General features: G+C 69.7%; 19 protein-coding genes and 1 riboswitch. Of the genes, 3 read left to right on the top strand and 16 right to left on the bottom strand.

From position 1 onward, the window contains the following. Positions 1–72: 72 nt before the first annotated feature. The 4 genes from pbpC to J3367_RS03100 all read right to left on the bottom strand — a co-directional run bounded on the left by pbpC (position 73) and on the right by J3367_RS03100 (position 9404). Positions 73–2142, bottom strand: a complete 2070-nt coding sequence (pbpC, locus tag J3367_RS03115; protein ID WP_024348758.1) for a penicillin-binding protein 1C — start codon at positions 2140–2142, stop codon at positions 73–75. Positions 2143–2187: 45 nt separating this feature from the next. After that, positions 2188–7668 carry an alpha-2-macroglobulin family protein gene (locus J3367_RS03110; RefSeq protein WP_421460166.1) on the bottom strand — a complete coding sequence of 1827 codons (5481 nt, stop codon included), beginning with the start codon at positions 7666–7668 and terminating at the stop codon, positions 2188–2190. A gap of 117 nt (positions 7669–7785) precedes the next feature. Next, entirely contained in the window at positions 7786–8439 is a 654-nt protein-coding gene (locus J3367_RS03105; RefSeq protein ID WP_024348760.1) for an alpha/beta hydrolase, read from the bottom strand. After that, positions 8436–9404 (bottom strand): ring-cleaving dioxygenase, encoded by a 969-nt coding sequence (locus tag J3367_RS03100; protein ID WP_024348761.1) that lies wholly within the window; start codon positions 9402–9404, stop codon positions 8436–8438. Before J3367_RS03100 ends, J3367_RS03105 begins: the two co-directional genes overlap by 4 nt. A 181-nt stretch (positions 9405–9585) precedes the next feature. Here J3367_RS03100 and J3367_RS03095 point away from each other — a divergent pair, with 181 nt between their 5' ends. After that, entirely contained in the window at positions 9586–10257 is a 672-nt protein-coding gene (locus J3367_RS03095) for a nucleoside triphosphate hydrolase (RefSeq protein WP_024348762.1), read from the top strand. A 36-nt stretch (positions 10258–10293) separates the two neighbouring features. Here J3367_RS03095 and J3367_RS03090 read toward each other — a convergent pair whose 3' ends face one another. Further along, positions 10294–11031: a YhfC family intramembrane metalloprotease gene (locus J3367_RS03090; protein WP_024348763.1), complete on the bottom strand. Its 738-nt coding sequence runs from the start codon at positions 11029–11031 to the stop codon at positions 10294–10296. Positions 11032–11203: 172 nt separating this feature from the next. Between J3367_RS03090 and J3367_RS03085 the strand changes: the two genes are divergently transcribed. Further along, positions 11204–12772 (top strand): B12-binding domain-containing radical SAM protein, encoded by a 1569-nt coding sequence (locus tag J3367_RS03085; RefSeq protein WP_024348764.1) that lies wholly within the window; start codon positions 11204–11206, stop codon positions 12770–12772. Then, entirely contained in the window at positions 12769–13092 is a 324-nt protein-coding gene (locus J3367_RS03080; RefSeq protein WP_024348765.1) for a hypothetical protein, read from the top strand. The genes J3367_RS03085 and J3367_RS03080 overlap by 4 nt, the downstream gene beginning before the upstream one ends. Before the next feature lie 123 nt (positions 13093–13215). Here the strand turns inward: J3367_RS03080 and bla are convergent, their stop codons facing one another. The 11 genes from bla to minC form a co-directional block, all read right to left on the bottom strand. Next, positions 13216–14115: a class A beta-lactamase gene (bla, locus tag J3367_RS03075; protein WP_029702535.1), complete on the bottom strand. Its 900-nt coding sequence runs from the start codon at positions 14113–14115 to the stop codon at positions 13216–13218. 128 nt (positions 14116–14243) lie between these two features. Further along, on the bottom strand, positions 14244–14882 hold the full coding sequence (cobO, locus tag J3367_RS03070) for a cob(I)yrinic acid a,c-diamide adenosyltransferase (RefSeq protein ID WP_009208866.1): 639 nt from the start codon (positions 14880–14882) through the stop codon (positions 14244–14246). Position 14883: 1 nt separating this feature from the next. Then, complete coding sequence (locus tag J3367_RS03065) at positions 14884–15324, bottom strand: GNAT family N-acetyltransferase (protein WP_024348767.1); 441 nt, start codon at positions 15322–15324, stop codon at positions 14884–14886. A gap of 21 nt (positions 15325–15345) precedes the next feature. Beyond that, positions 15346–19128, bottom strand: coding sequence for a cobaltochelatase subunit CobN (cobN, locus tag J3367_RS03060; protein ID WP_421460163.1), 3783 nt, complete (start codon positions 19126–19128; stop codon positions 15346–15348). Positions 19129–19139: 11 nt separating this feature from the next. After that, complete coding sequence (cobW, locus tag J3367_RS03055) at positions 19140–20225, bottom strand: cobalamin biosynthesis protein CobW (protein WP_024348769.1); 1086 nt, start codon at positions 20223–20225, stop codon at positions 19140–19142. A 4-nt stretch (positions 20226–20229) separates the two neighbouring features. Beyond that, on the bottom strand, positions 20230–20766 hold the full coding sequence (gene cobU, locus J3367_RS03050; RefSeq protein WP_421460161.1) for a bifunctional adenosylcobinamide kinase/adenosylcobinamide-phosphate guanylyltransferase: 537 nt from the start codon (positions 20764–20766) through the stop codon (positions 20230–20232). Then, a complete protein-coding gene (locus J3367_RS03045) occupies positions 20756–21397 on the bottom strand; it encodes a HupE/UreJ family protein (RefSeq protein WP_024348771.1) in 642 nt (213 codons plus the stop codon). Before J3367_RS03045 ends, cobU begins: the two co-directional genes overlap by 11 nt. A gap of 126 nt (positions 21398–21523) precedes the next feature. Beyond that, positions 21524–21780: riboswitch (cobalamin riboswitch) on the bottom strand. Between the two features lie 162 nt (positions 21781–21942). Next, positions 21943–22092 carry a hypothetical protein gene (locus tag J3367_RS03040; RefSeq protein WP_169513611.1) on the bottom strand — a complete coding sequence of 50 codons (150 nt, stop codon included), beginning with the start codon at positions 22090–22092 and terminating at the stop codon, positions 21943–21945. 61 nt (positions 22093–22153) lie between these two features. Next, positions 22154–22417 (bottom strand): cell division topological specificity factor MinE, encoded by a 264-nt coding sequence (minE, locus tag J3367_RS03035; protein ID WP_024348772.1) that lies wholly within the window; start codon positions 22415–22417, stop codon positions 22154–22156. Beyond that, on the bottom strand, positions 22414–23229 hold the full coding sequence (gene minD, locus J3367_RS03030) for a septum site-determining protein MinD (protein WP_009208858.1): 816 nt from the start codon (positions 23227–23229) through the stop codon (positions 22414–22416). Before minD ends, minE begins: the two co-directional genes overlap by 4 nt. Positions 23230–23260: 31 nt before the next feature. Beyond that, positions 23261–24013 carry a septum site-determining protein MinC gene (gene minC, locus J3367_RS03025; protein WP_024348773.1) on the bottom strand — a complete coding sequence of 251 codons (753 nt, stop codon included), beginning with the start codon at positions 24011–24013 and terminating at the stop codon, positions 23261–23263. Between the last annotated feature and the right edge of the window lie 137 nt (positions 24014–24150).

The following is a 24150-nucleotide window of genomic DNA, read 5'->3' as shown; positions in this document are numbered from 1 at the left end:
AACGCTGCCCGCCCGAACCAGCGCCAGTGTCTCGCCACATCCCTCGCCGCTCAAAGCCACCCAGGCCCGGCCTCAGTCGAGAAACACCCGCGAGCGCGCCGCGGCACCCATTGCATCCACCACCGAGATATCGACGAAGCCCGGCTCCATCGGCTGCCACCGCGCCTGCCGCTGCAGCGCGTCGCGGGCTACCGGCCGGCCGTCCACATACCAGGTGAAGGGCGGCTGGCCGTTCCTCACCTTCAGGAACAGCTCGCTGCCGGCGCCCGAGACGAGCCCCAGTTCCACCTTCGCCGCATCCGGCGGAAACACGATCTCCGGCTTCAGCCCGCTCTGGGCGAGGTCCGCGGCCCGGCCGACCCGGCGCATCGGCGGCGGCAGTCCGCCCCCGGCCGAGGCGAGAATGCCCGGCGGCGGACCGGCAAGCCGCGTCACCGGCCCGATCCGCGCAAACACGTCGCGCATCACCGGCACGGCGGAATCCTGCCCGACGAGCCCGGCCACCGGCGCCCCGTCCGGCCGTCCCAGCCACACGCCCACGACGTGCCGCCCGTCATAGCCGATGGTCCAGGCGTCGCGGTAGCCGTAGGAGGTGCCGGTCTTGAAGGCGATCTCGCCGGGTGAGCCCTTCGTGGTGGTCGAGGCGCCGGCGAGGATCGATGTCACGTACCACGCCGCCTGCGGCGCCAGGATGCGCTTGCCCATCACCGGCTCGCCGCTGCGCTCCACATGCAGCGGCATGGCGACGCCGCCATTGGCGAGCCCGCCATAGATCCGCACCAGATCCTCCAGCGTCAGCCCCAGCCCGCCGAGCCCGATGGCCAGCCCCGGCAGCGACCGGTCGCCGAGTTCCGGCGCAGCGCCCGCCCGCCGCATGCGATAGACCAGCCGCGACGGCCCGACCGCCCCGAGCAGTTCCACCGCCGGCAGGTTGCGCGACAATTGCAGCGCCCGCCGCGCCGTGATCACGCCTTCGAACTCCCGGTCGAAATTCTGCGGCGTATAGCCCGCGAAGCCGCCGGGTGAATCGTCGACGAGGCTTTCGGGATGGGCGATGCCGCGCTCGAAGGCGAGGCCGTAGATCAGCGGCTTCAGCGTCGAGCCCGGCGAGCGCGTCGCCCGGGTCAGATCGACGAAGCCCTGCCGCTCGCGGTCGAAGAGGTCGGGCGATCCGACCTGCGCCAGCACCTCCCCCGTCGCCGCATCCGCCACCAGAAGGGCAAGGCTCACCGGCTTCTTCAGGCCTTGCGCCTTCTGGCGCGCATAATTCTCCAGCCGCGCCTGCAGGGCCTTGTCGATGGTCAGGTCGATCCGCGCCGCCTCCGGCTTTGCCTGGTGCAGCCGGACCGAGGCATGGGCGGCCAGCATTGGCAGCGCCCGCCGGCCGGTCGGCATCGCCTCGCGCATGGCGCGCGCCGCCTCGCGGTCGCTGATCAGCTCCAACGTCGCCATCCGCGCGATCACCCGGTCCCGCGCCGCTTTGGCGCGGTCGGGATAGCGGTCCGGCCGATAGCGTTCGGGCGATTGCGGCAGCGCCACCAGCAGCGCGGCTTCCGCCGCCGTCAGCCGCTTCGGCTCCTTGCCGAAGAAGCTGAGCGCCGCTGCCCGCACGCCCTCCAGATTGCCGCCATAGGGGGCGAGCTGCAGATAGAGCGACAGGATTCCGGCCTTGGTCCGGCTGCGCTCCAGCGCAAGCGCGACGAGGATCTGCTCGGCCTTGGCGGCGAGACTGCCCGTCGGCAGGCGGCCCAGAAGCCGCGCCACCTGCATGGTCAGCGTCGAACCGCCGGACACGATCCGCCGCTCGGCCAGCGACTGCCACGCCGCCCGCACGAAGGCGACCGGATCGACGCCGCCGTGCTCGGCAAAGCGCTTGTCCTCCCAGGCGACCAGCATCTCCAGATAGCGCGGATCGACGTCGCCGGCCCCGGCGGCCAGCCGCCAGCGCCCGTCATCATTGGCAAAGGCCCGCAGCAACGCCCCGTCGCGGTCGCGCACCTCCACCCCGGTCGCCGGGGTCTCGATGGCGGCGATCCGCGCCGTCACCGCCCGCTCGAAGGCCGAATAGCCGGCGCCGAGGATCGCGATGGCCAGCAGTAGGCCGAGCAGCCCCAATTGCGCCAGACGGCGCCGCGCCGACATGGGATCAGTTCCCCGTCGCGAAGGCCCGGCGGATCGCGCCCGCCCTCACCGCAGCGGACCGATGACCGAGACGCTCGTCTCGTCGGTGCGCCCGCGCCGGCTTGGATCGTACATGTTCTGCACCAGCGCCGCCGGATGGACGAATTCGCCCGGCGAGACCGCCCGCACGATATAGGCAAAGCGCCTCGTGGCGGTGTCGCCGTCGCCCTGGTCCATGGCCGCCAGGAAGCGCTCGGCCCGGAACTCCGTATGCGCCGCCTCGCCGGTCAGCTGCAGCCAGTCCAGCGCCGCCACGTCGCCGCCGCGCAGGATCGCCGGATTGTCGATCTCGAAGCCCGCCGGCAGCGGGTCGTCGACCATCAGCCGTGCCGGTCCCGAATCGAGCGGCGTGACCTCCAGCACCGTGACCAGCCGCTCGCCCTGCCCGATGGCCGACGGATCGGCCGGGTCGCCGTCCAGCGTGTAATAGCGCCGGTCAATCGCATAGCCGTCCGATTGCGCCGCCGGCGCGAACTCGGGCACGCCGCGCAGGGTGATCTCGGCCCGCACCGGCTGTGCCGCGCGGTTGGCGATGTCCAGCCCGCCGCTGATGTCGGCCGCCGTGAAGGCCGCCGCATACGGTCCGTCCACGTCGCGCCCGGCCACCGTCAGCTTGGGCGGGCTACGGTCGAGCAGCGCATGCGCCGCCAGCAGCGACCAGGAATCCTCCTGCGTGCTGGTGAAGCGCTGGGTCCGCCGCGCATCGTTCACCTGCCGCACCAGCCCGTCGAAGGAGACCCCGTCGATCGCCGTCTCCAGTCCCAGCGTCAGGATCGCCGCATCGTCGCGCAGCGGCGTGCCGTAATCGCCGCGCTGCGAATTGAGCAGCGGCAAGCCGATGGCATCGTCGACCGCGGCGCGGAACACCCGCTCGGCCCGCACCCGGTCGCCATAGAGCGCCAGCGCCGCGCCGATCTGGGCCTTGGCGAGCGGCGTCCGGAAGTTCATCAGCTCGTTGTCGGCGTAATAGCGCAGGTCGCCGATCGCCGCCCGGCCGTTGCGGGCCAGCACGTAGCTCGCATAGGCCACCGGCCCGAAGTCCGGCGCGTCCGGCAGATAGGCGAGGCTGTTGCGCAGATTGTCGATGGCGAGATCGAAGCCTTCCTCCGGCACCTTGTAGCCGGCCTCGCGGGCCCGGGTCAGGAAGTCCGTCACATAGGCGTCGAGCCAGAGGTCGCCGTAATCGGGCCGCCACAGGCCGAAGCTGCCGCTGGACGACTGGTTGGCCAGGACGCCCGAGATGGCGCCGTCGACCCGCGTCTTCACGTCCTCGACGCGGTTCAGCCCGGCGGCCAGGATGGTCGGCTCCAGATAGACCAGCGGCATCGCCCGGCTGGTGATCTGCTCGGTGCAGCCATAGGGATAGACGTCGAGCGCCCGCACCACGCCGGCCACGTCGAACTCGGCCGCCCCGGTGACGCTCAGCGTCGCCGTCGCCGTGCCCGGCAGGAAGTCCGCGAACAGGCTGCGGTCGAAATCGAACTGCCCGCCATTCGCCGCCAGGGTCACGGCGCTCTTGTCGACGGTCTCCGGCGCGATCGAGCGCACCGGCAGCGTCACGCGCTTCGACAGGATGTCGCCATTCGGCAGCGTCAGCGCCACCTCCAGCGTGCCGTCGCCGACCGCCGCGCCTGTCACCGGCATCAGGAAGGTCTCGCGGCGGCCCTCCACCAGGTCGAAGCGTCGCGGCGCGGTGTCGTCGAAGGCGACGATCCCCTCCGCGCCCGACACCGCCAGGCTGGCCGCGCCGGTCGGCCCCTCGACATGGGTCACGTCGATGGCGATACGCGAGCGGTCGCCCGGCGCCAGGAAGCGCGGCTGGTTGACCGCAATCACCACCGGGTCGCGCACGATCATGGAAGCATTGGCCTCGCCCACCCCGGTCTTCGACCAGGCCAGCGCCATCAGTTTCAGCGTGCCGTTGAAGTCGGGAATGTCCAGCGGCACCGCCACGGTCCCGTCCGCGCCGACCGTCACCACGCCGGAGAACAGCGCGACCAGCGCCTCCATCGGCGGCGGGCTGTCGTAGCTCGCCCCGGCGTCGCCGCCCGAGCGCACGCTGCCGGGCGCGCCCTGCATCCGGTCGATCAGCTTGGAATAGAGGTCGCGAATGTCGACGCCGAGGCGCCGCTTGCCGAAATAATGCCCGCTCAGCGACGGCGGCTGGAAGCCGGTGATGTTGAGGATGCCCTCGTCCACCGCCGCCAAGGTCAAATAGGCGGTCTCACCCGCCGCGACGCCGTCGACCGACACCTCCACCGTCATCCGTTGCCGCGGCTCGGTCTTTTCCGGCGCCGCGATGGCGACCTGCAGGGCCCGTTCGCCCGGATCGACCTCGGCATGGGCCAGCCCGATCGCCCGGCCCGGCATCCGCTTCTGGTCGAGATCCATGGGCCGGTAGACGATCGCCGCGATATAGGCGCCCGGCCCCCAGTCGCGGGTGACCGGCAGTTCCACCGTGCCGCCATCGGCGTCGATCTCGGCGGTCTGCCGGGTGATCACGCGCTCGTCCATCACCAGCACTTCGGCGGTTCCGGCAAAGCGCGGCTCGATCCGCACGACGGCCGTATCGCCGATCCTGTAGCGCGGCTTGTCCAGCGACACCCGCGCCATGTCCGGCGTGTCGAGCGCGGCGGCCGCGACGTACCAGCCCGCCTCGAAGCCGGCGCTCGCCGGCACCGCTGCACCGGACGGATCGCTCAGCACCAGCTCGTATTCGCCCCATTCCACCGGCAGCGACAGGGCTGCTGGCCCCTCGGCCCCGATATCGACCGTGCCGCTGGCGACGCGCTCCGTGCTGCGGACCGGCTCGTAGTTCCAGTTGCCGCCCGTAGCGTACCACTGGAAGCGGGTGTTCACCTTGTTGAGGACCCAGTCGACGCCGGCCTGCGCCATGCGCGCGCCGTCGGCATCGATGGCGATCAGGTCGAAGCCGGCCTCCGCCCCCTCGCCCACCGTTCCGTCGAAGCGCGGCTTGATGCCGAGACGCGGCTTGGCGCCGGCCAGTGGCAGCTCCAGCCTGCGCTCCACCGGCCGACCGCCGGTGTCGATCACCCGCACCTGCAGGGCCGCGGTCACCGGCTTGGTGGTCGCCGGCGCGGTGAACGGGTCGAGCCCGATCGTCGCATCGCCCGCCTCGTCGGTCTGCCCGCCATTGAAGGGCTGGCGCAGCGCCGTCGTCTCGTCGCCGGCCAGCCCGAAGCGGTAGCCCGGATAGGCGCCGAGACGGTCGGTTGCCGTCAGCACCGCCTCGCCCCCGACCTCCAGCCCGCCGGCCGGGGCACCGAAGAGGTAGCGCGCCGCCACCGCGATCACCGGCGGCGCATCGGGATCGAGCGCCTCGGCCTGCGTCGTCAGCTCGAAATCGATCTTCTCCGGCTCGAAATCCTCGACGATCACCGTGGTCTCGGCCAAGGCCGGCTGCTTGGGATTGGTATGGAGGGCCACCTTCCAGACGCCGCGCATGGCGCCCGCCGGCAGGTCGAGGCCGAAGGCGAAACCGCCGGCACCCGCATCGGCCACCTGTCGCCGCCGATGCTCGACGCCGTCGGGCCGGGTGACGATCTGGGTCATGGTCAGGCCCTCGACCGCCGCGCCCGTGGCGTCGCGCATCGTGCCGGTGAAGAAGGCCGTCTCGCCGGTGCGGTAGATGCCGCGCTCGGAGGTCAGGAACACGTCCAGCGGCCCGGCCGGCGCCCGGCCGTCCACGCCGCGATCGGTCAGGTCGAAGGGCGTCTGGGTGAGGTCAAGGAAGACGAAGTCCTTCGCCGCCCGCGCCGCCGTCAGAAGCGCCGGACGGTCGCCGCCGGTGCCGCGCAGCAGGCCCGCCGGCAGCCGCGCATGGCCGGCCGCGTCGGTCGTCGCCGTGCCGAGAACCTGGTTGTTGGCGGCCACGAGATCGAGCGTGATCCCGGCCATCGGATCGGCGCTGCCCAGCGAGCGGGCGAAGACGTGGAAGCCGTCCTCGGCGGCCAGGCTGGTCAGCCCGATATCGCTGACGACGAACCACTGGGTGGCGAAGCTGTCCTGGTAGCGCAGGCCGTTCTTCGCCTTGGCGGTCAGCACATAGACCCCGGGCTCGATCTCCGGCACGATCTCGGATACCGGGATCGCCGTCGTCACTTCGCTGTTGATCTCGCGCACCACGCCGACCGTGCCGGTCCACACGTCCTCGCCGGCCTCGGTTGCCACCTCGGTGATCTGCCACTCGGACAATTGCTGCAACAGCCGCCCGTCGGCGATCGCCCGCGACAGGGCGCGGTCGCCGATGCGCTGCAGCCGCGCCTCGATCTCGTCGGTGTTGATCGTCGTCACCGGGATCGTCGCCTCGCCGCCGGCCGGCAGCACATAGGCATTGGTGGCAAACCGCACCGAGGGGTCGCGGTCGCGCACATAGACGCTCACCTCCGCCGAGCGCGACAGGGTCTCGCCATCGACGGAGCGGATGCCGGGACGCGCGACGATGCGGTAGCGCTCGCCGTGCTTGACGCCATCGATGCAGATCTGCGATCCGCTCGCCGTCACCGGCAGGGTCTCGCCGCCCTCCACCTGCACGAAGTCGCCGGCATTCTCCGAACCGGTGAGATGGCTCGACAGCGCGTCCGAGAAGTTCAGGCAGATGCGCGGGCTGGCCGCGTTGTTGTCGACGCTGTTGTCGACGATGCGGAAACCGTGCGCGGCCACGACCGCGTCGAGACTGGCGCGAACATCCGCCATCTCCGCCAGATCAAGGCTTTCGCGATAGGCCTTGATCGCCCGCTTCCAGTTCTGGGCCGCCTCGTAGGCGCGGGCCAGCGTCGCCAGTGCGGCGGCGCGTTCGTCGTCTTGGCCGGCGGTCAGATAGGCGTTGATCGCACCCGCCTCGCGCAGCCGGTTGTTGGCGGGCTGCTCGCCATATTGCTCGGGCGTATAGGCGAGCGCCGCATCGGCGATGCCCTGCCAGGCGAAATGCGCCAGCGGCGCGCGCTTCAGCGCTTCCCGCCATGCCCGGATCGCCTGCGGATGGGTCAGCGCCGTCCGCGCAAGGCCGGAAATCTCCAGCGCACTCGCATCGCCGAACCGGATGCTGCGGTCCTCATTGGCGATTTCCAGCCGCAACTGCCTGGCATCGTCCAGCGTCGCGGCCGGCAGAAACGCCAAATCCGCCATGCGCGCCTCGACGCTGTCGGCGTCGATCCCGGCCTCGGCCACCACCTTGCCGGAAATCGCCCCTGCCACCGTCCGCAATTCGCCCACCGCCTCCTTCAGAAAGCACCAGCGGCTGTTGGTATTGAGGGTGAAGGCCTGGCAGCGGTCGTCGGCGAGACAGGTCGCGGTGCACTGGTCGAGATCGACATCCTTGAGGATGTCGTAGTCGCGGCCGAAATAATCAGCGCCCTCGGTGGTGATCACCCGGCGCCCGTCTTGCGCAAGGGAAGGCGCCGCGGCCTGCCCCGAAAACAGCAGTGCGACCGCCAAAACGAAGAAGAGCCTGCCGAAACCGCGCATCGAATGCTTCTCCCCGGCGGACTTCCGCCGGGTTCATCCTATGCCGAAGCTTTAACTCGCACCAGTGGATTCCGGCGGGACGTCCAATGGCGACGCCCCGCCGGAATCAGGCCCGTTTCAGCCCGCCAGCCCCTGCAGAAGGGCCCGCGCCCGGCCGATCTCGTCCATGTTGATCGTATGGCCGGGCTCCGGATAGAGCACCGCGGTCACCGCGGCGCCGCGGGCTTCGTAATGCGCGGCGGTCTCACGCACCCGCACGGCCGGAATGAACGGATCGCGCTCGCTGCAGCCGATGAACACCGGCAGGCCATCGAGCCGGCCCGTCTCTTCGCGCCCTTCCACCGACGGCCCGATCAGGCCGCCGCTGAAGCCGAGCACGGCCGCGACGCGGCCCGGATGGCGCGCGGCGAATTCCAGCGACAGGCAGGCGCCCTGCGAGAAGCCGGCGATCACCACCTTGTCCGCGCCGATGCCGGCCGCGTCGAGATCGGCGAGGATCGCCGCGATCCGGTCCAGCGCGGCGCTCAGATCCGGCTCGTTGGCGTCGAGCGGCTCCATGAAGGGGCGCGGATACCACGCCCCGCCGCGGGCCTGCGGCGCCAGATAGGCGATGTCGCCGAGGCCGATCGCTCCGGCAATGCCCAGGATGTCCGCCGCCGTCGCGCCGCGCCCGTGCAGGCAGACGACGACCCGGCGGGCGCTTTCCAGCGGCGCCCCGGCATGGCCGAGATGATGGCGGGCCAGAAGCGCGTTCGAATCCTCGGGGGTCATGTCCTGTCCTTTCCCTGGCGGTCGAGCGGCTTCAGGCCGGCTTCGATCTGCGCGCGCTTGGCCTCCAGGAAGGGCGGCAGCGACAGGCTCTGGCCAAGGCTTTCCATCGGCTCGTCGACGGCAAAGCCCGGCCCGTCCGTGGCGATCTCGAAGAGCACCCCGTTCGGCTCGCGGAAATACAGCGAGCGGAAATAGTATCGCTCCACCTCGCCGCTCGACGGCACGCGGAAGCCGCGCACCCGCTCGGTCCAGGCGTGCAGTTCCTCAACGTCGGCCGCGCGGAACGCCACGTGATGCACGCCGCCCGCACCCTGCCCGGCCGCCGGTAGCGACGGGTCCACCGCCACGTGCAGTTCGGCCGCCGGGCCGCCCTCGCCCATCTCGAACACATGCACGCTTGCACCGTCCGCCTCATAGGTGCGGACTTCGCGCATGTTCATCACCTCGGTCAGCACCGGCGCGGTCCGGGCGAGATCCGGCACAGCCATGGTGATCGGGCCGAGGCCGCGGATCTGATGCTCGGCCGGCACGCTGCTCGCGTCCCAGGGATTGGCCTCGCCGGCGCCCCCGTCGTCGATCAGCCGCAGCCGCTGGCCTTCGGGGTCCTCGAAGTCGAGCGAGGCGCGGCCATCCAGTTCCACGATCTCGCCGGTCGCAACACCGGCCTCGGTCAGCCGCGCATGCCAGTAGTCGAGGCTGGCGCGGCCGGCGACCCGCAGGCCGGTCCGCGAGACCGCATGGTTGCCGCGGGTCTCGGGCTGGGCCGGCCAGTCGAAGAAGGTGATGTCGGTGCCCGGCGTCGCCTTTCCGTCGGCGTAGAACAGATGATAGGCGCTGGTGTCGTCCTGGTTGACCGTCTTCTTGACCAGTCGCAGGCCCAGGACTTCCGTGTAGAAGCGGAGATTGCCGGGCGCATCGGCCGTGATGGCGGTCAGATGATGAATGCCTTTGAGGGCAAGGGTCATGGTATCGCTCCGTTGCACGAGGTCGCTTGGCGCAAGATAAGCGGCCTTGGCCTCGCAATTGGAAGGGCGCCGTTCGTGACGAATCGTTTCTCTTTGTTGAACGGCCGTCGTTCGGATGCGAACAGTGCCCTGTCGTCCACCCGGTCCTCCCGCACCGTTTTCCCTGTTCCCGGAGGCTCCCATGCCCATGACCGACCTGGATCCCATCCTCGACGCCATCGCCGCGCGCCGGGGCACCGAGTCCCGGCGCCTCATCGTTGCGCTGGCCGGGGCGCCCGGCTCCGGCAAGAGCACCATGGTCGAGCATCTGCGCGACCGGTTGAATGATGCGTCGCCGCCGGCCGCCGCGACCGGCACCGCCGCGCCGGGGATCGCCGACATCCTGCCGATGGACGGCTTCCACTATGACGACCTCGTGCTGGACGCGCGCGGCCATCGCCCCCGCAAGGGCGCACCGCACACCTTCGACGTCGACGGGCTGACCGTCACCCTCGACCGGCTGAAGGCCGATGACGGTCGCGCCGTCGCCGTGCCGGTCTTTGACCGCGCCATCGAGATCGCCCGCGCCGGTGCCCGCATCATCGCGCCCTCGGCCCGCATCATCCTTGTCGAGGGCAATTATTTGCTTCTGGACGACCCGGCCTGGGCGCCGCTACGCGACCGCTTCGACCTGACGGTGATGCTCGCCGTCCCCGAGCCGGTCCTGCGCCGCCGGCTGAAGGACCGCTGGCTCGGCCACGGCCTGACCACCGACGCCCTCGTCACCAAGCTCGACGGCAACGATCTGCCCAACATGCGGCTGGTGCTGGAGCGCAGCGTGCCGGCGGACCTGACGGTGGTGAATGACGGCTGAGGCCGTGCGGGAGACCGGCGTTCTGCCGGCTGCAAGTCAGCCGCCGGTCAGGCGCAGCGCCAGATAGACCCAGCCCGCCAGGGCCGCGCCGGAAATCGCAAGGTAGAAGGCCCGGCAGATCCGCGGCTCGAACCAGTCCCAGTCGCGGCCGGCGCCATAGGTCGCCGCCCCGTCGACCAGCGCGAACAGACCGAGCGCCACCAGCGCCGGAGCCCATTCCCGGGCGATCATCGCGTCGAACACCGCAATGCGCGTCATCACGTGAAGCGCCGTCGCATCGATCCGCTCGATGGCGCCCATATAGGCGACCCACAGCGAGCGGCGGGCGCCCGCCAGCCAGCGGGCCAGCTTGTCCGGATCGGGGTGGCGATAATCCTCGATCGTCCCCGTCACGAGGATGAAGACGATCTCGAAGCCGGCCGCGCCCAAACCGCAGATCGCCGCGACCTCCAGTTGCAGCGGCAGCCAGCCGGAAGAAGCGATCGCGGCCAGGACGCCGAGTTCCGCAAGGCCCGAGGCCAGCCCCCAGAGCCCGGCCCCGGCGACGCCCGCCTTCATCAGGCGCCGCGCGAACCGCACCCGCGCCAGGAGCAGCTTGCCCGCGACGGCGAGCCCCCACGCCGCGCCCCCGATGGCGTAATAGGCCAGATCGCCGGGCCGCACGGCTGCCAGCCAGACCACGGGCCCCAGCGTCAGCACCGCGAGCACGGCCAGCGACACCCGGTGATGCAGATGCGGCGATGCGACGATGTCTGGCTGCTGCGGACCGGTCATGGCTCCCCTTGCGTCAGATATCGCGCCATGCGCCTTCCATCTTAGGTTGAATTGCTGTAGATTGCCATCCTGGGTTGATCTTACCCAGTATAACCCCTGCCGGTTGCAGGCTCGCGTCTGGCGAGCGGCCCCGCAGGGACCGTTCCGTCGATGCCGAATACGGGAGACCGTCATGCGGGTTGTTCTCTGTGCGCCCCCGATCATGGATCGGTTCGAGGACACGCTGGAATCCATCGCGATGGATGCCCATCGCGAATGTCCGCCCTATGGCATGTATCTCCTGCGCGCCGCCCTGCTTCAGGCCGGCCATCACGTCGATTTCGCCGATCTGATCGCGCTGGGCACCAGTTCGCTCCAGGGCTTTTCGGCCGAGATCGACCGCGCCGATCTCGTCGGCATCGGCGCCACCTCCATGTCCTGGCCCACCGCCATCGAGGTGCTGAAGCAGATCCGCCGTCGGCGGCCCGACGTCCCGGTCGTCGTCGGCGGCATCCACCCGACCATGTTCGACCAGTATGTGCTGTCGGCCTTCCCGGTCCAGTTCGTCGTGCGCGGTGAAGGCGAAGCCGCCATCGTCGCTCTGGCCAACGCGCTGGAGGGCTCCCGCGATTTCCACGAGGTACCGAACCTCTCCTGGAAGACCGACGACGGCGTCGTCGTGCGCAACAGCATCGAGAAGCTGATCCGCAAGGACGAACTCACCGATTTTCCGGTGCCCGATTACGGCGACCTGCCCGACCGGGTCTATCAGGCCCTGTCGATCGAATCCTCGCGCGGCTGCGTCTTCGACTGCTCGTTCTGCTCGACCTCCTACCGGCGCACCTGGCGCGGCATCCAGCCCGAGGAATTCGTCGACCGGCTGGAGATGATCCTGCCGCATGTGCCGCGCACAAGCGCCGGCCATATCCACATCATCGACGACGAGTTCTCGATGAACGTCAAGCGCGCCACCCGCATCGCCCAGATCATCAGCCAGCGCGGGCTCGACGCCGGCCTGGTCTACGATTCCCGCGCCAACGACATCTGCGACGAGGCCTATGTCGAGGCGATGGCGCCCCATACGGTGCAGTTCCTGGTCGGCGCCGAATGCGGCTATGACGAGGGCCTGGCGCTGATCGGCAAGGGCACCACCTGCGCCAAGCTGGAAGAGGCCGCCCGCATCCTGCGCAAGTTCGGCATCGCCGACCGGGCCGACTTCTCCTTCGTCCTCGGCCTGCCCTGGGAGGGCCGCGCCGAGGTCGAGCGCACCATCGCCTTCGCCACCCATCTCCATGCCACCTACGGGGTGCGCGTCCTCCTGCAATGGTACTGCCAGATCCCCGGCTCGCGCCTGTGGGACGAGGCGGCGCGCAACGGCCTCGTCACCGAGGCGATGTATGACGAGTTCGGCTTCTTCTCGAACTACTATCTGTTCCAGTCGGGCGTGAAGATCCCCACCGCCGACATCTATGCGATCTCGGACAAGGTCGCCGCGGTGCGCACCGTCTCGCAGGCCGTCTACAAGGGCCGCAACATGATCGAATATGCCTTTCCCGAGCCGGTCGCGAAGTATTTTCCGCGGATCCTCGAGACCTTCCAGCAGAATGGGCTGGCGAGCCTGCGCCAAGTCGCCGGCCCCGGATCGCAGGCGGCACGCCGCGAGATCCCGGTCGAGCCCCCGAAACCGGCCCCGCCGGGCGAACGGATCGGCATTCCCCTGCGACATTTCCACGGCGTCCACGACAAGGGAGCAGTGACATGACCGACCTGCAGAAGGGCGAAGACACCTATGTGAAGGCCCTGCAACAGATCTTCACCGACCCGGAAGTCCGCAAGGCCCTGGAGGCCGAGCCCGAAGCCACGATGGAAAGGCTCGGCTTCGATCTCGACGACGAGGCGCGGGCCACCCTGCGCGCCAACGACCAGCCCGAACTCGCCGTGGCCGCCGTCCCGGCGGTTCTGGTGAGGGTCGCCACCAACGGCACCCGGCCGGCCGTCCGCGTCGCGGTCTCCAGCTCGACCTTCGCCGCCACCCGTGGCCGCGCCGCCGAGCTCGATGCCGAGCGCGACCGCAGCAGGTAGGCCGGCCCAGCCATCGCTGCGCCGGCCCCACCCGCCTGCCGCCACGGGCGCCGGCACCTCCCGGAGGCGTCGGCGCAGCGACGTCAGGCGACGAGCCCGGATCGACTGCCGGCCGCAGCCCTCTTAACGCGCCGCGATTACCGGGACGATGGCTGCGCCGATCTCGGCGACCGCGGCATTGCGCGTGCTGAAATCCGCCGGCGAGTCGGACAGATAGATCGCCACGAACACCGGCGCGCGCCCCGGCGGGGTGATCATCGCCACGAGATTGCGCGTATGGGTCCGTCCGCCGCCTGACTTGTCGACGACCTCCCAGTCCCTGGGCGTACTCGCGCGGATCAGCTTGCCGGTCACGCCGCCAAGGCGCATCCATTCGCGCAGTTGCTGGCGTGAATCCGGGCGCAATCCGTCACCGACCAGCATGCTCTCCCAGCTCGTCGCCATGGCTTTCGGGCTGGTCGTGTCGCGCGGATCGCCGGGGGCGAAGATGTTGAGATCGGGCTCGGTCCGGTCGAGCCGGGTCACGCCGTCGCCGATGCCGCGCAGGAAGGCGGTCACGGCCTGCGGACCGCCGAGCCTGGCGAGAAGCAGGTTGGCGGCTGTGTTGTCGCTCATGTCCGTCGTCGCCAGGCAGAGTTCGCCGATCGTCATCGTGCCGCCCTGGCGCGTCTCGGTCACCGGGGCATAGCTGAGAATGTCCGCGGCCCGGATCTCCACCGGCTCGTCGAGCGCCAGTGCGCCCTGTTCGGCCTGCTCCAGCACCGCCCCGCACAGAACCGACTTGAAGGTGCTGGCCATCAGGAACCGCTCGTCTTCGCGGTGCCCCCACTGCCAGTCGCTGCCGCTGTCGCGGATGAAGACGCCGATGCGGGCGTCCAGCCGCTCCTCCAGCCCCCGCACCGTCTCCGCCAGGCGCGCCGTGGCGTCCTCGGCCTGCGCCTGAGGCCCTGCCCACAGCGCGGCCACGACCACGACAGCCGACAGGACCGATCGGCGCGACACCATCCGGCAAAAGCTTTTCATCTTCATCCCCCACGCAATAGCCGGTTGCCTCTGCAACCGTTGGAAGGGGGCGATCATCTCGCGCCTCGTGTCGAAATGGAGGCGAAACGCGGCGCTCGTGAGCGCCATCCACAGCCCGGCGAATGACCCTAGAACTCGATCCCCAACTGCGCCTTCACGCCCGAGCGGAACGGGTGCTTGATCATTTCCATCTCGGTGACGAGATCGGCGAAGTCGATCAGCTCGTCCTTGGCGTTCCGACCGGTGATGACGACATGCTTCATCTCCGGCTTGCCCTTCAGGAATTCGATCACCTCGGCAAGATCGAGATAGTCGTAGCGCAGGACGATGTTCAGCTCGTCGAGCAGCACCAGCTTGTGCTCGTCGTCCATGATCAGCGCCTTGGCCCGCTCCCAGGCGGCCTTCGCCGCGGCGATGTCGCGCTGCCGGTCCTGGGTCTCCCAGGTGAAGCCGTCGCCCATGGCGGTCATCGTCACCTGGTCGGGGAACTTCTCCAGCACCTTGCGCTCGCCGGTCTCCCACTTGCCCTTCACGAACTGCACGACGGCGACCTTCATGCCGTTGCCCAGAGCCCGGAAGACCAGGCCGAAGCCGGCCGTCGACTTGCCCTTGCCCTTGCCCGTATGGACGATGACGAGACCCTTCTCGATCGTCTTGGTGGCGATGATCTTGTCACGCGCCGCCTTCTTCTTCTTCATCTTCTCGGCGTGCCGGGCGTCGAGCTCGGCGTCCGACATGCCGTCGGTGATCTTGGGTTTGTCGTTCATGTCAGGCCTCCCCTGCGGTCTGTGTCTGGTCGCCGAAGATCTTGGCGTAGAAGATGCGTTCCTCGCCCTCCGGATAGTCCGGCAGCCGGCCGAATGGGCGATAGCCCATGGCCTCGTAGAAGCCGGGCGACTGGAACGAATAGGTGTCGACCCAGACGCCGCGCAGCGTCTCCTCGCGCGCGATCGCCTCGGCACGTTCGACCAGCCGCCGGCCCAGCCCCGCGCCGCGATGGCGCTCGGGCACCGCCAGCACCTCGATATGCAGCCAGTTCCAGTAGATCTGGGCGATCAGCCCGCCGTCGATACCCGCCGCGTCGCTCAAAGCCAGCGTCAGGAAGCGCGGCGACATGGCAAAGTCGGTGCGCGTCGCCAGTTCCGCCAGCGGCGCCACGATGCGGCTGCGCGTCTCGTCGTCGGCCATCTCCACTTGGCGGATGTCCATGCGCGCGCCTCCTGCGGTCCGTCATCCGGCACCCAGCTCCGCCCGTGCGGAATTCGAGCGCGGTATCCATAGGCCCCGGTCGATCGCCTCGGCAAGCTTGTCGCACATCTCGCGATAGGCGTTCGCATTGTTGTCGAGCATGAAGTCCCGCACCGGCTCGTCCACCACGAAGGCCCGGTAGACGGCCTCGAAATGATGGTCGCGCACCGCACCCGTGGTCGCCGAGAAGGCGAAGAGATAGTCCACCGTCGCGGCGATCTCGAAGGCGCCCTTGTAGCCATGGCGCATGACGCCGGCGATCCATTTCGGATTGACCACCCTGGCGCGCACCACCCGGCCGATCTCCTCGTCCAGCGTGCGCACCACCGGCCGCTCGGGCCGCGAATGATCATTGTGATAGACCACCGGCCGGTCGCCCGAGACCTGCTCGACCGCCGCCGTCATGCCGCCCTCGAACTGGTAGTAATCGTCAGAATCCAGAAGGTCGTGCTCGCGGTTGTCCTGGTTCTGGACCACCGCCTCGATCCCCGACAGCCGCTGTTCGAAGCCGGCCCGGTCCGCCTCGCCCGCGGCATCCGCCCCGTAGGCATAGGAGCCCCAGACGATATAGCTCTCGGCCAGATCCGCCCGGTCGTCCCAGCCCTTCTCGTCGATCAGCGCCTGCAGTCCCGCGCCGTAGGCGCCGGGCTTGGAGCCGAAGATGCGAAAGCCCGACCGCCGCGAAGCCTCGGCCTCATCGACACCGTCGGCCATGAGCGCCTGCCGCTCGGCCCGCATCCGCGCCGCGATCGGATTGTCAGCCGCCTCTTCCTCCAGCGCGCCGACCGCCCGGATCGCCCGGTCGAACAGCGCGATCTGGTCGGGAAAGGCGTCGCGGAAGAAGCCCGAGATGCGCAAGGTCACGTCGACCCGCGGCCGGCCGAGCTCGGCCAGCGTCACGATGGCGTAGCCGGTGACCCGCCGCGAGGCCCGGTCCCAGACCGGCCGGGCGCCGATCAGCGCCAGCGCCTGGGCGATGTCGTCGCCGCCGGTGCGCATGTTGGAGGTGCCCCAGGCCGTCAGCCCGATCGAGCGCGGCCAGTCGCCCTCGTCCTGCAGATGCCGCGTCACCAGGAGCTCCGCCGAGCGTCGGCCGAGATCGTAGGCCGCCTCGGTCGGCACGGCGCGGGTGTCGACGGAAAAGAAGTTGCGCCCGGTCGGCAGCACGTCCGGGCGCCCCCGCGTCGGTGCGCCCGACGGTCCCGGTGCGACAAAGCGGCCGGCAAGCCCGGCCAGAAGGCCGGCGATCTCGGCCGGGCCCGATCCCGTCACCGCCGGCGCCAGCCGCGTCTCGACCTCGGTCAGCACCGCCCGCGTCGCCGTCCAGCCCGGCTCCGCCGCCGTCTCGCCGGTCACGAGCCGCGCCGCCAGCCATTCGATCCGCTCCACCGTATCGCCGGCCGTACGCCATGCGTCGGCCGACAGGTTCTGGAGCACGTCGGGCCGCGCCGCGGTCCATGGGGCCGCCATGTCGCAATCCAGCGGATCGAAGCCGCCCGTCTCCACGCCATCGCTCGCCAGCAGATCGGCCGCGATCGCCCGGTGCAGCGAGCCGTCGCCCGGCGCACTGCCGCGCGGCAGCCGGGCCAGCGCCACGGTCAGATCAGTCAGCAGCCGGCCTTCCGGCGCAACGCCGAAGACATGCAGCCCGTCGCGGATCTGCATCTCCTTCAGGTCGCACAGATAGGCGTCGAGCTTTTCCAGCGCCGTATCCTCGGCTTCACCCGCCGCGATGCCGGCATCCTGGTCGAGACCGATGTCGCGGACGAGGTCGAGGATCTGGCCCTTCAGCAGTTCCAGCCGCCGCGGGTCGCTGCCTGCCGCCTCGTAATATTCGTCGACCAGCGCCTCCAGATCGCGCAGCGGCCCGTAGCTTTCGGCCCGCGTCAGCGGCGGCGTCAGATGATCGATGATCACCGCGCTCGTGCGGCGCTTGGCCTGAGTGCCCTCGCCCGGATCGTTGACGATGAAGGGGTAGAGATGCGGCAGCGCCCCGAACACCGCCTCGGGGAAACAGGCCTTGGACAACGCAAGCGCCTTGCCCGGCAGCCATTCCAGATTGCCGTGCTTGCCCATGTGGATCACCGCGTCGGCATCGTATTGCGTCCGCAGGAAGGCGTAGAGCGCCAGGTAATTGTGCGGCGGCACGAGGTCCGGCGAGTGGTAGGTCTCCTTCGGGTCGATATTGTAACCGCGCGCCGGCTGGATTCCGACCAGCGTCTCGCCGAACCGTGCCAGCGGCAGGGCAAACGCGTCCCGATCGGCCAGGAAGAACGGATCGGCCTCCGGCGCGCCCCAACGCCCCGTCACCGCCGCCTGCACCGCCTCCGGCAGACCGTCGAAGAACGCCCGATAGGCCTCGAACGCCAGCGTCTCGCGGATCTCCCGCGCCGCCGTCCCGGCATTGGTCGGACCGGCCATCAGATGGTCGATCAGCCCGTTGCCCGTCGTCGGCACGTCGGCGACGTCGTAACCCGCCGCCGCCATGGCGTTGAGGACGGTGATGGTCCCGGCCGGCGTGTCCAGGCCGACGCCGTTGCCGAGCCGCCCGTCCCGGTTGGGGTAGTTCGCCAGGAGGATCGCCACCCGCCGCGCTTTCGCGGGCTTTGTCCGCAGCCGGCACCAGCGCGCCGCCAGTTCGGCGACGAAATCCACCCGGTCCGGCAGCGAACGATGCGCCACGATGTCCGTCTGGGTGAGCGCATCCCAGTCGCCCGCCGACTTGAAGGCGATGGCCCGGCCAAGCACCCGCCCGTCCACTTCCGGCAGGGCGACATTCATCGCCAGATCGCGCGCCGAGAGCCCCTGCGACGACGTCTCCCAAGCCTCGCGCGGGCCGCTCGCCAGCACCGCCTGCAGGACGACGGCCCCGCCTTCCTCCAGCACCGTCGGCACCCGCTCGCCGCCGGGCGACGAGACCGCGAAGCCGGTCAGATTGACGACGACATCCGGCGCCCGCTCGGCAAACAGCGCCCGCAAGGTCTCGATCGACACCGGGTCCTTGAGGCTGGAGACATAGACCGGCAGGACGTCGAGCCCCTGCCGCGCCATCGCCCTCGCCAGCGCCTCGACGGGCTCGGTCTGGCCGCTCTGCATCAGCGCCCGGTAGAAGACGATCGCCGCCAGCGGCCGCGCCGCCGGCGTCGCCACTGTTTCGCCGGGAGCATCCGGGTGCAGTGCCGGAGCGGCAGCCGGCCGCGACGCGTCGGCCGCGACGCCTGCCAGTTCCAGCCTGCCCGCCTTCAGCAGCGGCTGCGCCTCCGGCGGCCAGTCCCCGTCCGACAGGATCGCGCCCAGCGCCTGCAGGAAATTCTCCGCATTCGCCGGCCCGCCCTCGACGAGATAGCGCCACAGCCGGTCGCGCTGCCCCTCTCCAAGCGTGTTGTAGCGGTCGAGGCCCGGATCCGGCTTGTCGTCGCCGGGCACCACGACCAGATGGCCGCCCGTCGCCTGGGCATTGGCCAGCAGCGCGTCCAGCCCGTAGGGCCAGTAGGCCGCACCGCCGAGTATGCGCACCACCACCAGCTTTGCGTGGCGAAGCGTCCGGGCGACATAGGCGTCGACCGACATCGGATGCTTCAGCCGCAGGAAATTCGCCAGCCGCAGCGACGGGGCAGCCGCGCCCAGCCGCCCGGCGGCCCCGGCCAGGCCGGCGATCTCCGTGTCGGCGGCCGACAAAACGACGATGTCGGCCGCCGTCTGGCCGAGATCGACCGCCTCGCCGCCATCGTCGATCGTGCCTTTCTGGGCAAGAAGAAGATGCACGACGCTGTGCCCTACTCCGCCGCCGCCTGCGCCGCTCCGTCGGTCAGGGCGCGGATGGTCGCCTGGATCGTCCCGCAGGTCGCCGCGTCCAGCCCGTCATGCAGGCCGATGACGACCAGCCGGGTGGCGCGGGTCTCACCCGGCTTCCAGGGCCGGTCGAAATAGGTCTCGATGCGCTGGCCGACGGCCTGCACCACCAGCCGCATCGGCTTGCCCGGCACATCGGCAAAGCCCTTCAGCCGCAGGATGTCGTGGCCGGCAATGACCGCGGACAGCCCGTCCGCGAAGGCCTTCGGATCGGCGACCTGCCCGGCCTCCACGACGAAGCTCTCGAACTCGTCATGGTCGTGATCGTGCCCCTGGCCTTCATGGTGGAGCTCGTGATGCGACTTGCGATCTCCGATCAGATCCTCCGTCCCGGCGGACAGGCCCAGGAGCACGTCGGTCGGCAGCACGCCACCTTCCGCCGTGACGATCTTCACGGCCTCGGCGCACTGGCCGCCGATCTCGCCGCGCACCCGCTCCAGCGTCGCCGCGTCGACGAGGTCGGCCTTGTTCAGGACGATCAGGTCGGCCGCCCGGATCTGGTCCTCGAACAGCTCTTCCAGCGGATTGTCGTGGTCGAGGCTCTCGTCGGCGGCCCGGGCCGCGGCGACCTTGGCCTCGTCGTCGGCAAAGCGTCCGGCGGCGACCGCCGCGGTGTCGATGACCGTCACCACGCCGTCCACCGTCACCCGCGTCTTCACCTCGGGCCAGTTGAACGCGGCGACCAGCGGCTGCGGTAGTGCCAGCCCCGAGGTCTCGATGACGATGTGATCGGGCAGCCGGTCGCGGGCGAGCAGCTTGGTCATGGTCGGGATGAAGTCGTCGGCGACGGTGCAGCAGATGCAGCCATTCGTCAGTTCGACCACGTCGTCCTCTGTGCAGGTCTCGATGCCGCAGCCGGTCAGGATGTCGCCATCGACGCCCAGATCGCCGAACTCGTTGATGATCAGGGCGATCTTCCGGCCGCCGGCATTCTGCAGCATGTTGCGGATCAGCGTCGTCTTGCCCGCTCCGAGAAAGCCGGTGACGACGGTGGCTGGTATCTTCTGCACGGCTTCAACCTTTCAGGGTGAGCGGCAGGCCGGCGGCGACGAAGATCGCCTCGTCGCACGCGGCCGCGATCAGTTGGTGGAGACGCCCGGCGTGGTCGCGGAAGCGCCGCGCCATGGCGTTTTCGGGGACGATCGACAGGCCGACCTCGTTGGAGACGAAGACGATGAGCCCCGGCGGCCGGCCTTTCAGGCAGGCCACGAGCCGATCGGCCTCCGCGTCGACGTCGCGTTCGGCGAGCATCAAATTCGACACCCAGAGCGTCAGGCAGTCGACCAGCAGCGCCCGGTCCGGCGCAGCCTCGCTTTCGATGGTCGCGACGAGATCGAGCGGCGCCTCGACGGTGCGCCACGGCGCCGGCCGACGCGCTTTGTGCGCGTCGATCCGGGCGGTCATTTCGGCGTCGAAGGCCTGCCCCGTCGCGATGTAGACGGGGGCGCGGCCGCTCTCGCCGACGCGGCGCTCGGCGAAGGCGCTCTTGCCAGAGCGCGCGCCGCCGAGAACGAGGACGAGGCGGTCGGTCGCGCCGGCCTCAGCCGGCAAGACCGGCGATCGCCAGCAGCTGCTCGCCGAGGATCATCGCCCCGGCACCGGCGACGACGCCGCCCGACACCCGCAGGCCGAAATTCTCGCGGGCGGCGAGGCCGCTGCCGAGAAGCCGCACGGCGATGAAGCCGGCGGAGACCGCGACGACATACTGGATGGCCGCGAAGCCGATCAGATAGGCGGCGACGGCGCCCGATTCCGAACCGACCACCGCTTCGCCATAGGCATAGCCGTGGAACAGGCCGGCGACGGCGAAGAGCGAACCGATCGCGAGCATGCCGTAGGAGCGGCCGGACAAAGCGAGGATGCCGATGCCGGCGACCGACAGGGCGACGACGAATTCGGCGGCCGGCAGGTCGAAGGCCATCAGGTGCAGCAGCGTGCCGGCGACGGTGGCGCCGATGAACAGCAGCGGCGCGGCGAAGCGATGCGCGGTCAGCGCGGCCAGCAGGCCGACACCGATGATGAAGGCCAGATGGTCGAGCCCGATGACCGGATGGGCAAGACCCGACAACAGGCCCCCGCCCATGCCCTGCGGCGCCATGCCACCCGCGGGGTGGTGGGCGAAGGCCGCGGTCGGAATCAGGGACAGCAGCGCCGTGACGGCGAAACGATTGCGGAAAGGCATGAAGACAACTCCCGTGTCCTGTTGGAACGGACGCGGATAGTCCCAAAAAACCGGCGTTTCCCCGAAACTCCGCGGCACGACGGCCGCCGGATCGAAACACAGGTCCTGAAGGAACATCCCGTCCCGTAGACGTCGCACGTGGATGGCAGGTCTCCTGGCTCGCGGGTCGTCGGTCTTCGCCTGGCCTTCCCGGAGACATCTCCAGTGGCTTTTCGCCGGTCTCGCCTGGCCTGACGGCCCGACGCATCCCGGTGGTGAAGACCTCGCCGCTCTACAGTCGCGGGGTCGGCTGCGATATGGGCCCCCTGTTTGGGTCGGCCCGTCGCATTCCCTCTTCGCCCCTGCCGCGTGGCAGCGGGGGAACCATCCTTCGACGGACCCGGCGCAAGCGTCGAATCCGATCAGCTCGCAGACTAGCGATCGGCCGGCGCGACGCAAGCCAATTCGCCCCACGGGCGGGCTCTGCGTGCCGTGCGCGGCCCGAACGCAAAAGGCCCGGCCGCAGTCTCCTGCAGCCGGGCCTCGATGCATGTCAGGCGCTCGGCTCAGCGCGCCGCCGACTGCTCGCAGGCTTCCACATGCTTGGCCAGCGCCTCGTTGGAGAGGATCGCGCTGATCGTGCGGATGTCGCGGTTCTGGAACTTCGGCGTCTTCTGCAGCTCCTTGAGCCGCTCGAGCATGGTCACTCGGCTCATGGTGTTCTCCTTCTTGCCGGTTCCGCGACGGGGATCCCGCCGCGGGTTGGGGCGGGCGCCGTCAGGCGGCCCGCACGCTCGCGGTCACGGGAATCTCGATGTCGACCTCGAGGGTCGAGACCTGTTCGCCGCGATCCATCTTCACGATCACCTTCTCGCGGTCGACATGGACGTGCCGTGCGATCACCGCGAGAATCTCCTCGCGCAGGAGCCCGACGAGATCGGAATGGCCGACCGTCGCGCGCTCGTGGGCGAGCAGGACCTGCAGGCGCTCGCGCGCCATCGGCGCCGAGCTCTGCTTGCTGAAGAAACTGAAAAGGCTCATGCCGCTCTCCGTCCGAAGATCTTGCCGAACAGGCCGCGCTTCTCCCCCGGGATCACCATGGGAACGGTCTCGCCGGCCAGGCGGCGCGCGGCGTCGGTGTAGGCCAGCGCCGGCGCGCTGCGGGCGTCGCCCAGCGTGACCGGCGTGCCGAGGTTGGACGCGCGCAGCACGTCCATCGATTCGGGAATGATGCCGAGGAGCGGGATCGACAGGATCTCCAGCACGTCCTCGACCTTCAGCATGTCGCCGCGCTCGGCCCGGTTCGGGTCGTAGCGGGTCAGAAGCAGGTGCTTCTCCATCCGCTCGCCGCGCTCGGCCTTGGCGGTCTTGGCGTCCAGCAGACCGATGATCCGGTCGGAATCGCGCACCGAGGAGACTTCCGGGTTGGTCACCACCACGGCGACGTCCGCATGGCGCATCGCCAGGGTCGCGCCGCGCTCGATGCCGGCCGGGCTGTCGCAGATGATCCAGTCGAAGGTCTCGCGCAGCTCGTTCATGACGATCTCGACGCCTTCCGACGTGAGATTGTCCTTGTCGCGGGTCTGCGAGGCCGGCAGCAGGAACAAAGTCTCCAGCCGCTTGTCGCGGATCAGCGCCTGCGGCAGCTTGGCGTCGCCCTGCACCACGTTGATCAGGTCGTAGACCACCCGGCGCTCGGCGCCCATGACCAGGTCGAGATTGCGCAGGCCGACGTCGAAATCGACCACGACGGTCTTCTCGCCCCGCTGCGCCAGCGCGGCGCCGAGCGCTGCCGTGGAGGTCGTCTTGCCGACGCCTCCCTTGCCCGAGGTCACCACGATTACTTTTGCCATCTCGTTCTCCTGTATGCTGGTCGGCCGCCGGCTAGACCAGGATTTCCGTCTTGAGCGTGTCGCCGTCGAGCCAGACCTGCACGGCCTGCCCGCGATGCGCCGGATTCATGTCGTCGGCCATCTTGTAGAGGCCGTCGATCGCCAGAAGCTCGGCCTCGAGCTTGCGGCAGAAGATGCGGGCCGAGGCGTTGCCGACCGAGCCGGCCATCGCCCGGCCCCTGAGGGTGCCGTAGACGTGGATCGAGCCGCCTGCGACGATCTCCGAACCCGACGCGACCGAACCGAGGATGGTCACGTCGCCTTCCGGGAAGATCACCGACTGGCCCGAGCGCACCGGCTCGTGGATGATGATCGACGGCATCGCCCGGACCGGCTGCGGCTCGGGCCGCGGGGCCGGCGCTTCGGCCTTCGCGGCAGTGCTGGCCGGCGCGCTCGCGGGAGCCGGCGCGGCCGGCGCCTCGAAATCGTCGGCCGGACGTCCGCCCTTCATCGCCGGCGGCATGCCGAAGCCGAGCAGCGAGGCACGGGCGCCCTCGATGCCCATGATCCGGACACTGCGCTCGCCGAGTTCGCCGATCAGCTCCTTCAGCTGCGCCTGGTCGATGTCCAGGCCCTCGACGTCGAGAACGATGGGACGGCCGAGGAAGAAGCCGGTCGAACGGGCGGCCAGATCGTCGAGGCGAGCCAGCCAGCTGTCGAACGGCAGCTCGGGGGACAGCACCAGCGCGAGGAAGGAGCGGCCCTTGAGGCGGATCGGACGGGTGTCTGTTAGCGCTTTGGTCATCTGCGTTAATTTTCGGTTGCTGGGCGATCTAATCGGACGTCGGTTAACCGGAGATTAAGCCTCAAAGCCTGCGCCGGGCTGACGCGAAAGCGGCGATTTGCCCTGTCGGGATACGGCCTTGGCGGGGCTATGACGTC

The organism is Aurantimonas sp. NFXS3 (assembly GCF_049132005.1).
In the GTDB taxonomy this organism is placed as follows: Bacteria; Pseudomonadota; Alphaproteobacteria; order Rhizobiales; family Rhizobiaceae; genus Aurantimonas; species Aurantimonas coralicida.
This window is presented reverse-complemented; position numbering and strand designations above follow the sequence as displayed.

What these genes read in the sequence shown, in the direction of transcription:
- J3367_RS03040 (WP_169513611.1), bottom strand. Translation starts at nt 22,092, where the DNA reads ATGAGCCGAGTGACCATGCTCGAGCGGCTCAAGGAGCTGCAGAAGACG.
- cobO (WP_009208866.1), bottom strand. Translation starts at nt 14,882, where the DNA reads ATGAACGACAAACCCAAGATCACCGACGGCATGTCGGACGCCGAGCTC.
- pbpC (WP_024348758.1), bottom strand. Translation starts at nt 2,142, where the DNA reads ATGTCGGCGCGGCGCCGTCTGGCGCAATTGGGGCTGCTCGGCCTACTG.
- J3367_RS03100 (WP_024348761.1), bottom strand. Translation starts at nt 9,404, where the DNA reads ATGACCCTTGCCCTCAAAGGCATTCATCATCTGACCGCCATCACGGCC.
- J3367_RS03085 (WP_024348764.1), top strand. Translation starts at nt 11,204, where the DNA reads ATGCGGGTTGTTCTCTGTGCGCCCCCGATCATGGATCGGTTCGAGGAC.
- J3367_RS03110 (WP_421460166.1), bottom strand. Translation starts at nt 7,668, where the DNA reads ATGCGCGGTTTCGGCAGGCTCTTCTTCGTTTTGGCGGTCGCACTGCTG.
- J3367_RS03095 (WP_024348762.1), top strand. Translation starts at nt 9,586, where the DNA reads ATGCCCATGACCGACCTGGATCCCATCCTCGACGCCATCGCCGCGCGC.
- J3367_RS03080 (WP_024348765.1), top strand. Translation starts at nt 12,769, where the DNA reads ATGACCGACCTGCAGAAGGGCGAAGACACCTATGTGAAGGCCCTGCAA.
- J3367_RS03090 (WP_024348763.1), bottom strand. Translation starts at nt 11,031, where the DNA reads ATGACCGGTCCGCAGCAGCCAGACATCGTCGCATCGCCGCATCTGCAT.
- J3367_RS03065 (WP_024348767.1), bottom strand. Translation starts at nt 15,324, where the DNA reads ATGGACATCCGCCAAGTGGAGATGGCCGACGACGAGACGCGCAGCCGC.
- minC (WP_024348773.1), bottom strand. Translation starts at nt 24,013, where the DNA reads ATGACCAAAGCGCTAACAGACACCCGTCCGATCCGCCTCAAGGGCCGC.
- J3367_RS03045 (WP_024348771.1), bottom strand. Translation starts at nt 21,397, where the DNA reads ATGCCTTTCCGCAATCGTTTCGCCGTCACGGCGCTGCTGTCCCTGATT.
- minE (WP_024348772.1), bottom strand. Translation starts at nt 22,417, where the DNA reads ATGAGCCTTTTCAGTTTCTTCAGCAAGCAGAGCTCGGCGCCGATGGCG.
- J3367_RS03105 (WP_024348760.1), bottom strand. Translation starts at nt 8,439, where the DNA reads ATGACCCCCGAGGATTCGAACGCGCTTCTGGCCCGCCATCATCTCGGC.
- bla (WP_029702535.1), bottom strand. Translation starts at nt 14,115, where the DNA reads ATGAAAAGCTTTTGCCGGATGGTGTCGCGCCGATCGGTCCTGTCGGCT.
- minD (WP_009208858.1), bottom strand. Translation starts at nt 23,229, where the DNA reads ATGGCAAAAGTAATCGTGGTGACCTCGGGCAAGGGAGGCGTCGGCAAG.